10 protein-coding genes are annotated in these 13,432 nt (G+C 56.2%); 7 read left to right on the top strand and 3 right to left on the bottom strand.

Features of this window, described 5'->3' with window-relative positions:
* Window positions 1-22: 22 nt before the first annotated feature.
* From JFU11_RS08725 to JFU11_RS08715, 3 genes are all read right to left on the bottom strand, one after another.
* Window positions 23-1,237 carry a hybrid sensor histidine kinase/response regulator gene (locus tag JFU11_RS08725; RefSeq protein WP_123722842.1) on the bottom strand — a complete coding sequence of 405 codons (1,215 nt, stop codon included), beginning with the start codon at window positions 1,235-1,237 and terminating at the stop codon, window positions 23-25.
* A gap of 76 nt (window positions 1,238-1,313) precedes the next feature.
* Window positions 1,314-2,129, bottom strand: a complete 816-nt coding sequence (locus JFU11_RS08720) for a protein-glutamate O-methyltransferase CheR (RefSeq protein WP_123722843.1) — start codon at window positions 2,127-2,129, stop codon at window positions 1,314-1,316.
* Window positions 2,129-5,620 (bottom strand): response regulator, encoded by a 3,492-nt coding sequence (locus JFU11_RS08715; protein ID WP_201060380.1) that lies wholly within the window; start codon window positions 5,618-5,620, stop codon window positions 2,129-2,131. Before JFU11_RS08715 ends, JFU11_RS08720 begins: the two co-directional genes overlap by 1 nt.
* A gap of 260 nt (window positions 5,621-5,880) precedes the next feature.
* On the opposite strand from JFU11_RS08715, the gene JFU11_RS08710 reads away from it, so the two are divergent.
* The 7 genes from JFU11_RS08710 (at window position 5,881) to JFU11_RS08680 (ending at window position 13,422) form a co-directional block, all read left to right on the top strand.
* Window positions 5,881-6,246 carry a response regulator gene (locus JFU11_RS08710; protein ID WP_123722845.1) on the top strand — a complete coding sequence of 122 codons (366 nt, stop codon included), beginning with the start codon at window positions 5,881-5,883 and terminating at the stop codon, window positions 6,244-6,246.
* 56 nt (window positions 6,247-6,302) lie between these two features.
* On the top strand, window positions 6,303-7,595 hold the full coding sequence (locus JFU11_RS08705) for a glycosyltransferase (RefSeq protein ID WP_201060379.1): 1,293 nt from the start codon (window positions 6,303-6,305) through the stop codon (window positions 7,593-7,595).
* Window positions 7,596-7,767: 172 nt separating this feature from the next.
* A complete protein-coding gene (locus JFU11_RS08700; RefSeq protein ID WP_123722847.1) occupies window positions 7,768-8,634 on the top strand; it encodes a phospholipase in 867 nt (288 codons plus the stop codon).
* 190 nt (window positions 8,635-8,824) lie between these two features.
* The gene (locus JFU11_RS08695) at window positions 8,825-9,706 is read left to right on the top strand and encodes a hypothetical protein (protein WP_201060378.1); all 882 of its coding nucleotides are present in this window, start codon (window positions 8,825-8,827) and stop codon (window positions 9,704-9,706) included.
* Between the two features lie 79 nt (window positions 9,707-9,785).
* On the top strand, window positions 9,786-10,691 hold the full coding sequence (locus tag JFU11_RS08690) for an AraC family transcriptional regulator (protein WP_123722849.1): 906 nt from the start codon (window positions 9,786-9,788) through the stop codon (window positions 10,689-10,691).
* A gap of 321 nt (window positions 10,692-11,012) precedes the next feature.
* Window positions 11,013-12,323 carry a sugar ABC transporter substrate-binding protein gene (locus JFU11_RS08685; protein WP_123722850.1) on the top strand — a complete coding sequence of 437 codons (1,311 nt, stop codon included), beginning with the start codon at window positions 11,013-11,015 and terminating at the stop codon, window positions 12,321-12,323.
* A 199-nt stretch (window positions 12,324-12,522) separates the two neighbouring features.
* Window positions 12,523-13,422, top strand: coding sequence for a sugar ABC transporter permease (locus JFU11_RS08680; RefSeq protein WP_223569648.1), 900 nt, complete (start codon window positions 12,523-12,525; stop codon window positions 13,420-13,422).
* Window positions 13,423-13,432 lie beyond the last annotated feature (10 nt).

The raw sequence follows: 13,432 nt of genomic DNA, 5'->3' as shown, positions 1-13,432 counted from the left end.
AGCTGCTGATACGACCGTGTGGTCACTCAGAGGTTGCGTTTATCGGGCTGTTTTCCTGCAGCGGCAGACAAACGCGAAACAAGGCGCCTTCGCCAATCCGGCTCTCGACGGTGATGGAGCCACCGTGGGCGGCGACAATCTGCTCCGAAATAAACAGCCCCAGGCCCAGCCCTGCTACAACGGCCTTGGCGGAAACCCGTTCGAACTGCTGAAAAATGCGCTGCTGATTCTCTTCACTGATCCCGATACCGCGATCCTGAACCTCAACCCACGCTTGCCCGTGCTGATTGTACACGCGTACGTCGATCTGGCTCTTGGCGCCATAACGCAGCGCATTGGTCAACAAGTTGGAAATCACTTGTTCGATACGGAACTCGTCCCAGTGGCCCAACACGGGCTGCTCGGCCGTCAAGGTAACCGACGACTCCGCGGCCTCGACCTGCGGTGCAAAGTTTTGCAGAAGGTTGTTCACCAGTTGCACCAGGTCAAACCGACTGGGGCGAATCGACAGCTTGCCAGTACGGATCCGCGACACATCGAGCATGTCTTCGATCAGGCGAATCAGGCTTTTGATCTGCCGCTCATCGCGGTCGACCATGGCGTGCATCTTGTCCAGGGTGAAGGCTGCGGCGTTATCCCGGGCCAAGTGCATTTTGCGCAACTGGGTTTCGAGAATCAGGCCGTTGAGCGGCGTACGGACTTCGTGCGCCACGATGGACATGAAGTCATCCCGCATGCGCACCGCTTGCTCCAGCTCATTCTGGGTATTCTGCAACTGTTTGAGCAGCGCCTCCTGCTCCCGGCGACTGTGCTCCAGCGCTTCGACCTGATGCTTCATCGCTTTGCTCTGGCGATACAGGTCGACGAAGACATTGACCTTGCTCTTGACCGCGTGAACATCCAGCGGCTTGTGCAAGAAGTCTACTGCACCGCTTTCGTAGCCCTTGAACGCGTAATTAAGCTCGCGGCCGGCGGCACTGACGAACACAATCGGGATGTTTCTGGTTTTTTCCGTGCCGCGCATCAACTCGGCCAGCTCGAAGCCGTTCATGCCGGGCATCTGCACATCGAGAATGGCCATCGCGAATTCATGCTGCAGCAACAGCGACAAGGCTTCGTCGGCGGACAGGGCTTTGTAGACGATACGATCTTCGCGCCTGATCAATGCTTCGAGCGCCAGAAGGTTTTCCGGCAGGTCGTCGACGATCAGTAATTTGGCCTGGATGCTACTTAACATGCGACTCCTTCCAGCTCGACAAGCAGATGGCTGATGCCGCGAAGATCCAGCCTATGAGTATCCAGCACTGCCCTGTTCATGATTTGCGGTATATCCGTTCTGGTTTGACCAATGCTTCAAATTGATTGCCATAGGCCGAGAAATCCAGGGTCTCCTTACTGCCCAGTGCCAGAAAACCCCGATGACACAGGGATTCATGAAACAAGCCGAACGCGCGATGCTGTAGTTTTTTGTTGAAGTAAATCAATACATTACGACACGAAATTAATTGAGTTTCCGAGAACACGCTGTCGGTGGCCAGGCTGTGATCGGCGAAGGTCACGTTGTCGCACAGGCTCTTGTCGAAAATGGCGTAGCCATAGGCCGCCGTGTAGTAATCGGCGAATGAACGCTGACCACCAGCCTGCTGGTAGTTGTGAGTGTAGGCCCGAACATTCTCCAGGGAAAAAATCCCCTGCCTGGCTTTATCCAGCGAGCGCGGGTTGATGTCGGTGGCATAGATGATGGTGCGATCCAGCAGGCCTTCTTCGCGCAGCAGAATCGCCATCGAATAGACCTCTTCGCCGGTGCTGCAACCGGCGATCCAGACCTTGATCGACGGATAAGTCTTGAGCAGTGGCACCACTTCCTGACGCAGCGCCAGGAAGTGCGAAGGGTCTCGGAACATTTCGCTGACCGGGATCGTCAGCAATTGCAGCAATTGCATGAATGCGGTCGGGTCGTGCAGAACCTTCTCCTGCAGCGACGAGATGGTCTTGCACTCAAACTGACTCAAGGCATGATTGACCCGGCGTTTGATCGACGCGGTGGAGTAATCGCGAAAATCGTAGCTGTACTTGAGGTAGATCGCCTCAATCAACAAGCGCAATTCGATTTCGGTGTTGCGCTCCACTAGATGCGTTCCATCTTCGGTAACCACACACGAATCAACGAGAACAGACGATCCAGATCGATGGGCTTGGCCAGGTAGTCGTTGGCGCCGGCGTGTAAGCAGCGCTCCTGATCGTCCTTCATGGCCTTCGCCGTCACTGCAATGATCGGCAGCTTGCGCCAGCGCGGGTCCTTGCGGATTTCGAGGGTGGCTTCGAAACCATCCATCTCCGGCATCATCACGTCCATCAGCACCAGATCGATGTCCTCGACTTCATTCAATTTCTCGATCGCTTCACGGCCGTTACGGCCAATGACCACGATTGCGCCCTTCTGCTCCAGCGCGCTGGTGAGGGCAAAGATGTTGCGTACATCGTCGTCCACCAGCAGCACTTTACGTCCCTCGAAAACCTTGTCGCGACTGCGGGCGGTCTTGAGCATCGTCTGGCGTTCCTGGGACAACCGGGATTCGACTTTGTGTAGAAAGAGTGTCACTTCGTCCAGTAACCGCTCGGGCGAGCGCGCGCCCTTGATGATGATCGAGCGCGAATACTTGCGCAGCTCGGCCTCTTCGTCCCGGGTCAGGTTACGTCCGGTATAGACGATCACCGGCGGGAACGAGCAGATATCTTCGGTGGACATACGTTTGAGCAAGTCGTTGCCGAGCATGTCCGGCAGCTTCAGGTCGATAATCATGCAATCGAAAATCGTGCTGCGCAGCAAGTCGAGCGCATCCTGCGCCAGGCCGACAGCGGTGATTTCGATGTCCTCGTCACCAATCAGTCGGGCGATGCTGTCACGCTGCACATCGTCATCTTCGACCAGCAACACCCGTTTGACCTTCTGCGTCAGTTTGGCTTCGAGGCGGGCAAACACATCCTTGAGTTCCTCACGCGTGGTCGGCTTGACCGCATAACCGATGGCGCCCATGTGCATGGCGGCTTCGACGCGGTCTTCGACCGAAATCACGTGCACCGGGATGTGCCGGGTTTCGGCATGTTCTTTCAGGCGCTGCAATACCGTCAGCCCGGAATGATCCGGCAAGCGCATGTCCAACAGAATCGCATCAGGGATGAACTGCCCGGCCAGGTCGTAGCCTTCGTCGGCGCCGTGGGCTACCAGGCACTGATAACCCAATTCATGGGCCAGGTCGTAGAGGATGTGCGCAAAGTTCGGCTCATCCTCCACCACCAGAATGCAGCGAGTGGCGAATGGCGCCTTGTTGCGATCATCGTCGAAACGCGGAATGTCGACGTCGGCAATCAGCGGCACAGGCGCAGTAACCACGGCACTTTTCGGCATGACCACCGGCGTGGCTTTCATCGTCTCGACAGGCGCGTCGCCCGGCTCGACATAGTGCTGCGGCAACACCAGGGTGAACACACTACCCTGCCCAGGCATGCTGGTCACACTGATGGAGCCGCCCAATAACGTGGCCAGATCACGAGAGATCGACAAGCCCAGGCCGGTGCCGCCGTAACGACGATTGGAGGTGCCATCGGCCTGACGGAAGGCTTCGAAAATGCTTTCCTGCTGATCCGGCGCAATACCGATACCGGAATCGCGGACGATAAAGGCGATGCCATTGTCTGGCTGAGCAGCGACGCTCAGGTTGACCGTGCCCTTTTCGGTGAACTTCACCGCGTTGGACAGCAGGTTCTTGATCACTTGCTCCAGCCGCTGGCGGTCGGTGAACAGCGTCAGCGGTGCATCGGCCTGCAATTGCACCCGGAAATCCAGTTTCTTGTCCGCGGCCATCGGCTGGAACATGCCACGCAGGCCTTCCACCAGACGCGCAACATTGGTGTTCTCCGGACGCACCTCAAGCTTGCCGGCCTCGACCTTGGAAATGTCGAGAATATCGTTGATCAGGTTAAGCAAGTCATTGCCGGCGGAGTAGATCGAATCGGCGAACTTGACCTGCTCGGCGCTGAGGTTTTCCTGCGGGTTTTCCGCCAGCAGTTTGGCCAGAATCAACGAACTGTTCAGCGGCGTGCGCAGCTCGTGGGACATGTTGGCAAGGAATTCGGATTTGTACGTGCTGGAGCGCTGCAACTCTTCGGCGCGCGCTTCGAGCTCAACTTGAGCCAGATTCAGTTCAGTGTTCTTCAGGTCCATGGCATCGCGTTGCGCGACCAGGATCTCCCCCTGCCTGGCGAGTTGTTCGTTGGTTTGCTCCAGCGCTACCTGCTGGGTTTCCAGGTGGCCCTGGGATTCCTTGAGAATCCGCGACTGCTCTTCCAGCTCTTCGTTGGCGGTCTTGAGTTCTTCTTGCTGAACTTGCAGCTCTTCGTTGAGTTGCTGGGCTTCGGCCAGCACTTCCTGCAAGCGCTGGCGATAGCGGGCGGCCTCGATCGAGGTACCGATGTTGCCGGCAATCAATTCGAGCAGTTCAACATCGCGATCGGTCAGCGTGCGCAGGAACCCCAGTTCGATCACACCGTTGACCCGATCGTCGTCGCTGGTCGGCACCACCAGCACGCTGTGCGGCAAACCTTCGCCCAGGCCGGAGCTGACTTTGAAGTAGTCGCCCGGTACGTCATCAAGACGAATCAAGCGCCCCTGTTGCGCCACTTGGCCAATTATCCCTTCGCCACTGTAGATCTGCTGCTCAAGCGCTTCCTGTTCCCGGGAGAAACCGTAAGACGCGATGCGTTTCAGGCCACCATGATCCTCACGGACATAGATCGCCGCGACAGCCGTCCCTAAATATTGGGCGCAGAACTGCAGAATGTTGCGCCCCAACAGATTGAGGGATAACTGCCCCAAGACTTGCTCGGCCAGTTCGGTCTGACCGTTGCGTAACCAGGCTTGCTGTTCCAGGCGCCGGGCACTGGCCTGTTGCCCGGCGAGGTTGGCGCTGTAGCTTTGGGACAGTTTGAGCAAGTCCCGACGGCCAATGTAGGCCAGCAATCCGCTGATACCGGCCACGAACAGCAGATAAAGGGCGATGCTCCAAATCGTGGTTTGGCGCACTTCCTCGTTGCGAGTGGCGCGCAACTGCTGTTCCAGATCGATGACATCTTCGAATTGCTTGCGGATCTCATCGGTCAGACGCTTGCCGCGTCCGGCCTTGACGGCGCCACGGTAGTCACCGCTGGCGCGTTGCAAATCGATCATCGATTGCGCGTAATTAGCCCATTCCGTCTGCAAGGCCTGGAGCCGGCGCAGACGATCAGTCTGGACCGGATTGTCGACGGTCAATTCGAGCAAGGTATTGAGAGCGACGGCGATTCTCGGCTTGGCCGTCTCATAGGGATCAAGGAAATGTTCGTCGCCGCTAAGCAGGAACCCGCGCATGCCGGTTTCCAGATCGACGGTCAGCTTTATCGCTTCATTGGCATTATTGATCACCCGGTCGGTGTGCTGGACCCACTGGATCACCGACAGCAGGTAGCTGATCAGCGAAACGAAGAAAACCGCGCTGATAATGCCCATACCCAATGGCAGGCTGACGTTGCGGCTCAGGAGTTTACGGAATCGTTGCTCATCAACCGAGGACGCAGAGGTCATGGGGAAGCCTTGTCATACTGTTGAAAAGCATCGAGTCTGCCCCAAAACGGCCGAGCTCATCCATTTTTCTGACATGTTTTGCGGCAAAAGCCTGCATTTAGCTGCTCTGGGACAAAGGAGCGGCTATTCTGTGCGGTTCTTGTGCGGCTATTGTTTTTGTAGCGCGTCGGGAACTTGTCGTGATTCGTCACTTACTCATGCAAGAACCCGGCGGTTTCGATCGACCGGCAACCGCGAATTCAACCTTTGAGAGCCCCACTATGTCCACTGATGCCTCCACCATTCTAGTCGTCGAAGACGATGCCATCGTGCGCACGTTGATCGTCGATGTGCTGGAGGAACTGCAATTCCGGGTACTTGAGGCCGATGGCAGCGAGCAGGCCCTGGAGTTTCTCAACGACGAAGACCAGTACATCGACTTACTGATGACGGATGTGGGGTTGCCGGTCATGGACGGTCGGGAATTGGCGAAGCAGGCGCGCATGCTGCGTCCCGAGTTGCCGATTCTGTTCGCCAGCGGCTATGCCGAAAGCATCGAGGTGCCTGACGGCATGTATCTCATCGGCAAGCCGTTTTCCATTGATCAGTTGCGGGACAAGGTCAAAGGCATACTCGTCCAGGCCTGACTTTTCTCGCACCCCGATTTTCTCCGCTCCCTACCCGTTTCAAGGAATACCCGTCAATGAGTCAGCCCCGCGCAACCAAAGTCTTGGTGATTGGTTACGTCTGGCCCGAGCCCCGCTCTTCTGCGGCCAGTGGGCATGTGATGCAAATTCTCGATACGTTCCTGCAGCAAGGCTGGGACATCACCTTCAGCAGCCCGGCCGGCACCGGTGAGCACCGTGCGGACCTGACCGCGCTGGGCATTCACGAAGTGCCAATCGAGTTGAATAACAGCAGTTTCGACACCTTTGTCAGTGAACTGGCACCGGATATCGTGCTGTTCGACCAGTTCATGATGGAGGAGCAGTTCGGCTGGCGAGTAGAGAAACACTCCCCCGACGCCTTGCGCGTGCTGGAGACCTCCGATCTGCAAAGCCTGCGACATGCGCGGCATCAGCGCCTCAAAGAGCGCTTGAAGGCCAGTGACGACGCCAACGATTTCAGCGAGTTATTCGCCCCGGCATTGCGTGAAGAGTTCGAGCTCATGGCGGACACCGATCTGGCGAAACGGGAGATTGCCGCCCTGTATCGCTGCGACTTGAACCTGATGATCTCCGAAGTGGAGATTGAATTGTTGGTCGAGCAGTTCGGGTTGCCGCAACAACTGCTGCACTGGTGCCCATTGATGGTCGAACCGCTGACCACCGCGTCGCCAGCCTTTGAAGACCGTGCGCATTTCCTGAGCATCGGTAACTTCCGCCACGCCCCCAACTGGGACGCCGTGCTCTGGATGAAAACCACGATCTGGCCGCTGATCCGTGCGCAGTTGCCAGAGGCGCAACTGCATATCTATGGCGCCTATACGCCGCCCAAAGCCACCGCCCTGCACAATGCGGCCCAAGGGTTTCATGTGATGAACTGGGCAGAAGATGCCTTGCAAGTCATGTCTGCAGCCCGGGTGTGCCTGGCACCGTTGCGCTTCGGTGCGGGTATCAAAGGCAAAATCGTCGACGCCATGCTGTGCGGCACGCCTAATGTCACCACCCCGATTGGCGCAGAAGCGATGCACCGCGAACAGCCGTGGCCGGGCGCCGTGACCCGAACTGCGCGTGAGTTCGCCGATTGTGCGGTTCGTCTTTACAAAGACAAAGACCTTTGGATGAGCGCCCAATCCAATGGGCAGATGTTATTAGCCGAGCGTTATAAGTCGTCGACACATGGCCCGGCACTGATCGAGAAGTTGTTGTATTGCCAGCAACACCTGGCACAACTTAGAAGGAATAACTTCACCGGCAGCATGTTGCGCCATCATCATCACAAAAGCACTCAATACATGGCACAGTGGATTGAAGCAAAAAACCGTATTCAATAAAAGCCGGACTTCATCCAGCAAACACAACAAGAACATTACCAATCACACACCTCGCACCAAACTGACCCTTGGCAAATAGAACTTAAATCATTATAAACATCCTGCAAGCGCCACTCCGACCACCTTGTAACAAGTAGCGCTCCTTCTATTAATTAGATGCAAGGATGCATTAATGGACAACAACACTTCAAACAACTACGAGAATTATAACTGGATGGCCGCCACACCGGCCATTGACACCTTGTCGCTTCGTGAGTTGACACTGCCGGGCACCCATAATGCAGGCTGTGACCGGGAAGCGTCCTACGCGCTTCTTCCAGGCCCCAACTATCTGGCGTGTCAGGACGTCCCGTTTTTTTCCCAACTGAGCCGCGGTGCTCGGGCGCTCGATGTCCGATTGGTTTACCACGCAGACTCGGCGGGACTCGGAAAATTCCGTTGCCAACATGGCGACTATCTCTCTTCTCGCACGTTGGAAGATCTTGTAAGCGACATCAAAGCGTTTCTTGTGAGAAGCCACAATGAATTCATCGTCCTGGCTTTTCATGAACTGAAACACGGCAAGGAAACCTTTGACTTCAAATACTTCAACGACATGATGCTGAAACATCTCGGCGATCAAATGATACCTGCCGCAAACCGGCATCTGAGCCTGGGTCAACTCAAGGAAATCAGTCCATTACAACGAGTATTGGTCGCCGCCCCAAGGCACAATGACCTGGACTACAAAAGGTTTTGCGGAAAAATCGAACATAAATGGGTCAACCAAAATCTAGTCAATACCGACGACCTGCATAATTACATCGCCACGGTAATGAACAACCTGCCAGGTCAGTGGGAGCTTTGGTCGCTTTCCGCAACCTGTTACAGCGTGGGCGGCCCTAAAAGAATCCTTGAACATCTTGACTTATGGTTTGATCCAGAAAAAAGTGAATGGGCAGAAACATGCAACATTATCAACTTCGACTTTATTAAAGATTCGAAAATCGTTTCTTACTGCCGAACGGCAAACCTGAAAAAAGCCAGCAAGAAAATCTAATAACCATCGCGCCACTAAATAGCTATATTTGTGCAAACATTTCCGTGCCTGGCAATACTGCCACGCACTTCTATGCTGGGTCATGAAAGCCTTTAACTGAGGCGAATAATACGGATGTGGCACACCGTCACATCCGACACATGACTTCTTCGTCCCACGGATGGGACGAGGTCAACGACAAGGAACTGTCATGACCCACAGCACCACCATCACGTTCGACAAACAGAAATGGATGAGCAACGTACTGGATATCGATCGGTTGAAGCTGACCGACATTGTCTGGCCCGGCACGCACAATGCCGGCATGGACAAAAAAGCACCCAACTATGAAGTGATGGTCGGCAACTGGACAACCTGCCAGAACGATTCATTTGCCTGGCAACTGGCCAATGGCGCGCGAGCTTTCGATCTGCGGCTCGGCTACACATTCGGCCCCGTAGAGCCGGTGTTTTACTTTCATCACAATGGGTTTCAGTCCCATCGGATCCTCGATGAACTGATCGATGCGGTATCGACCTTCCTCGATCGAAATCCGGATGAATTCATCGTGCTGGACTTTCATCAACTCGGAATAGCGGGCAAACCTTTCGACTATCGGAAACTCAACGATGTGCTGGTGCGTCGCCTTGGGCTGCGAATCATCCCGCACAGCGACGCATTGAAAACTGTGGGTGAACTCAAGCGCACCAGTTCACTGCGTCGCATCGTCATGGCGGCCCAAGGCGCGTCAGGGCTGGACAGTAAATACTTCTGGCAGCGCATACCGCACAAGTGGCTCGAACAAACATTCACTGATACCAGCGAGCTACGTAGCCATATCGCTACGACCCTTGAAGATGCGCCCTACGAGACGTTTCTCTGGTCGCTGTCGGCGACCACCTATTCGCTATTGGGCGGCCCGCAGCACATAAAAAGCCAAATCAATGACTGGTTCAGTACAACGCGCGACTGGGTAACCCGTTGCAGCATCATCAACATCGACTTTTTCGACGAGTGCGAGATTGTCCGTTGCTGCTGGACCGCCTCCAGCATGAAAGCCGTGTATGGCCGTTCGTTGCATGAACGGTCCTGAACGGTCAACGTCGCGGGCTGGCACAGTGAGCCTGGAAAGAGGCATGATCAACGGGCGATAACAATAAAAGTGCCTTGATATGAGCCGACCAGCCAGAGTTACCGATCCTTCCTACGAATTGATGGACGACCATAACGGGTTGTCCATCATCTATCGTCAGCACGGCTTCCCCTGCCCTTTGGTGCGCTGGCATTTCCACAAGGAGTACGAACTGCACCTGATCGTCGCCAGCTCCGGCAAGGTATTCATCGGTGACTACATCGGTAACTTCTACCCGGAAACACTGTTCCTGACCGGCCCCAACCTGCCACACAACTGGATCAGCCAGGTCGCCGAAGACGAAGTGGTGCCCAAACGCGACATGCTGGTCAATTTCACTGACGAACTGTTTGAAAGCGGCCATCAGGTGTTCGCCGAACTCAAGACGCTTGCACCCTTGTTGGAGCGCGCGCAGTACGGCATCGAGTTTCGCTGCAAGCGCACGATCCGCCAGGCCATGACCTTGATGCAGCGCATCGCTGATACCAAGGGCATGACCCGGCTCGGGCATTTTTTCATTCTGCTGGAGTTGCTGGCGGCGTCCGATGACTATCAATTGCTGTCCGGTGCCACGACGCCGCAATTGGCCGATGAACACAATATCGACCGCACCAACCGGGCGGTGGATTACATCTTTACCCATTACGCCCGGGAACTGCCGCTGGAAGAAGTCGCCGAGCACCTGGGTCTGAAGCCGACCTACTTCAGCCGAGTGTTCAAACAGGCCACCGGGCGCTGCTTCATCGAATTCGTCAATCGCCTACGTATCAGTAAATCCTGTGAGCTGCTGGCCGATGGCGACAAAACGGTGACCGATGTGTGTTTCGAATCGGGCTTCAATAATATTTCCAATTTCAACCGGCGTTTCCAGCAGCTCAAGGGCATGACGCCGTCGCACTACCGGCGGTTGGCGGTGCAGCGTTTGACTGAGCAAAACCACGGTTAAAAGCAAGATCAAAAGATCGCAGCCTTCGGCAGTTCCTACAGAATCACGCGATCCCTGCAGGAGCTGCCGAAGGCTGCGATCTTTTGATTTTCGGCCGTATAAACCTGTACGGATTCAATCGGGGTTAACCGCTAAAACACCGTCCTCTGCGCTTCTCGCATTGAACCCCAGTGCAAAAAAGTATCGGTCACAGTGCGATGGATGATTTGTCAGCCCATCGTTTGAAGGCTGTAATCAGTGCACATTCTTCCTGCCCTTCGGAAGACACAAAAACAATAACTGTCCTTCTGTAACCCGCCGGGTGCAGAAAAGGAGTGCATGATGCAACCTTCTGTAAAAGCTCTGCTTGCTCTCACCTGCATGACCCTCAGTAGCGTCAGCCTCGGCGCCCAGACCCTGACCATTGCCACCGTCAACAACAGCGACATGATCCGCATGCAAAAACTCTCGAAAACCTTCGAGGCCGAGCATCCGGACATCAAGCTCAATTGGGTGGTGCTCGAAGAAAACGTCCTGCGCCAACGCCTGACCACCGACATCGCCACCCAGGGCGGACAGTTCGATGTGTTGACCATCGGCATGTACGAAGCCGCGCTCTGGGGTGCCAAGGGTTGGCTGGAACCGATGAAGGACTTGCCGGCCACCTACGCCCTCGACGACGTATTCCCTTCGGTCCGTGAAGGCCTTTCGGTCAAGGGCTCGCTTTATGCTCTGCCGTTCTACGCGGAAAGCTCCATCACCTATTACCGCACCGACCTGTTCAAGGACGCCGGGCTGACCATGCCCGAACGCCCTACCTGGACTCAGATCAGCGAATTTGCCAGCAAACTCACCAATAAAGACAAAGAACAGTACGGCATCTGCCTGCGCGGCAAGGCTGGCTGGGGCGAGAACATGGCGCTGATCACCACCGTCGCCAATGCTTACGGCGCACGCTGGTTCGATGAGAAATGGCAGCCGGAATTCACCGGACCTGAGTGGAAGAACGCGCTGAACTTCTACGTCGACACCATGAAGAAGTCCGGCCCGCCGGGCGCGTCGAGCAACGGTTTCAACGAAAACCTGGCGCTGTTCAACAGCGGCAAGTGTGCGATCTGGGTCGATGCCAGCGTCGCCGGTTCATTCGTCACCGACAAGACCCAAAGCAAGGTCAGCGATCATGTCGGCTTCACCTACGCACCGCATGAAACCACCGACAAAGGTTCGGCCTGGTTGTATTCCTGGGCGCTGGCCATCCCGACCAGTTCCAAGGCCAAGGACGCGGCGAAAACGTTCAGCGCCTGGGCCACCTCCAAGGAGTACGGTGCGCTGGTCGCGGAAAAAGACGGTATCGCCAACGTGCCGCCAGGCACTCGCGCCTCGACCTACACCGAGGCCTACATGAATGCCGCGCCGTTCGCCAAGGTGACGCTGGAATCGCTGAAGGCCGCGGACCCGAGTAAACCGTCCATCAAGCCCGTGCCCTATGTCGGCATCCAGTTGGTAACCATTCCTGAGTTCCAGGCCGTGGGAACCCAGGTCGGCAAGCTGTTCTCGGCAGCGCTGATCGGCCAGACCACGGTCGACCAGGCCCTGACCGCCGCCCAGTCAACCACCGAACGTGAGATGAAGCGCGCCGGTTATCCCAAGTAACCATCCCCTTACCCTGTGGGAGCGGGCTTGCCCGCGATAGCGATGGATCAGTCATGAAGATGTGTCTGGTGTACCGGCCTCTTCGCGGGCAAGCCCGCTCCCACAGGTTTAGCGTCGATGTTGGGAATACCTACTGTCCTGAACATGTCTGCACTTAATCGGTTCTATCGCCATGAATATTTCAACTGTCAAAGCTCACATGGACATCCCCCAACCGGTGCGTAAAAGCCGGTTGACCAACCCCGGCTGGTTTCTGGTCAGCCCCTCGGTAGCGTTGTTGCTGCTGTGGATGATCGTGCCGCTGGGCATGACCGTTTACTTTTCAATGATTCGCTACAACCTGCTCTACCCCGGTGAAAACCAGTTCGTGGGGCTGGAGAACTTCAGCTACTTTCTGAGCGACTCGGGCTTCCTGCCCGGCGCCACCAACACCCTGTTACTGGTGGGCAGCGTGCTGCTGATCAGCGTGGTGTTCGGCGTGTTGATCAGCGCGTTGCTGGAGGCCAGTGAGTTTCTCGGTCGCGGCATCGTGCGGGTGATGTTGATCTCGCCGTTCTTCATCATGCCCACCGTCGGTGCGCTGATCTGGAAAAACCTGATCTTTCACCCGGTATCGGGGATTCTCGCCTACATCTGGAAGCTGTTCGGCGCGCAGCCGGTGGACTGGCTGGCGCACTACCCGCTGCTGTCGATCATTATCATTGTCTCGTGGCAATGGCTGCCCTTCGCGATCCTGATCCTGATGACCGCCATGCAGTCCCTCGATCAGGAACAGAAAGAAGCCGCACGCCTGGACGGTGCCGGTCCCATCGCGATTTTCTGGCACCTGACCCTGCCGCACCTGGCCCGGCCAATCGCGGTGGTGGTGATGATTGAAACCATCTTCCTGCTCTCGGTATTTGCCGAAATCTTCACCACCACCAACGGTGGCCCCGGCTACGCCTCGACCAACCTCGCCTACCTGATCTACAACCAGGCGCTGGTGCAGTTCGACGTCGGCATGGCGTCAGCCGGTGGTTTGATCGCGGTGTTGATTGCCAACGTCGCGGCCATCGTGCTGGTGCGAATGATCGGCAAAAACCTGACAGACAAAGCCTGAGGCCTGCGCC

Origin of the sequence: Pseudomonas sp. TH37 (assembly GCF_016650735.1) — a bacterium.
In the GTDB taxonomy this organism is placed as follows: Bacteria; Pseudomonadota; Gammaproteobacteria; order Pseudomonadales; family Pseudomonadaceae; genus Aquipseudomonas; species Aquipseudomonas farris.
The sequence above is the reverse complement of the archived record's forward strand: the minus strand, read 5'-3'. Positions and strand labels throughout refer to the sequence as shown.

Excerpts from the sequence above, each read along its gene's own strand:
- JFU11_RS08725 (WP_123722842.1), bottom strand. The coding sequence starts at position 1,237 with ATGTTAAGTAGCATCCAGGCCAAATTACTGATCGTCGACGACCTGCCG.
- JFU11_RS08715 (WP_201060380.1), bottom strand. The coding sequence starts at position 5,620 with ATGACCTCTGCGTCCTCGGTTGATGAGCAACGATTCCGTAAACTCCTG.
- JFU11_RS08710 (WP_123722845.1), top strand. The coding sequence starts at position 5,881 with ATGTCCACTGATGCCTCCACCATTCTAGTCGTCGAAGACGATGCCATC.
- JFU11_RS08705 (WP_201060379.1), top strand. The coding sequence starts at position 6,303 with ATGAGTCAGCCCCGCGCAACCAAAGTCTTGGTGATTGGTTACGTCTGG.
- JFU11_RS08700 (WP_123722847.1), top strand. The coding sequence starts at position 7,768 with ATGGACAACAACACTTCAAACAACTACGAGAATTATAACTGGATGGCC.
- JFU11_RS08695 (WP_201060378.1), top strand. The coding sequence starts at position 8,825 with ATGACCCACAGCACCACCATCACGTTCGACAAACAGAAATGGATGAGC.
- JFU11_RS08690 (WP_123722849.1), top strand. The coding sequence starts at position 9,786 with ATGAGCCGACCAGCCAGAGTTACCGATCCTTCCTACGAATTGATGGAC.
- JFU11_RS08685 (WP_123722850.1), top strand. The coding sequence starts at position 11,013 with ATGCAACCTTCTGTAAAAGCTCTGCTTGCTCTCACCTGCATGACCCTC.
- JFU11_RS08680 (WP_223569648.1), top strand. The coding sequence starts at position 12,523 with ATGGACATCCCCCAACCGGTGCGTAAAAGCCGGTTGACCAACCCCGGC.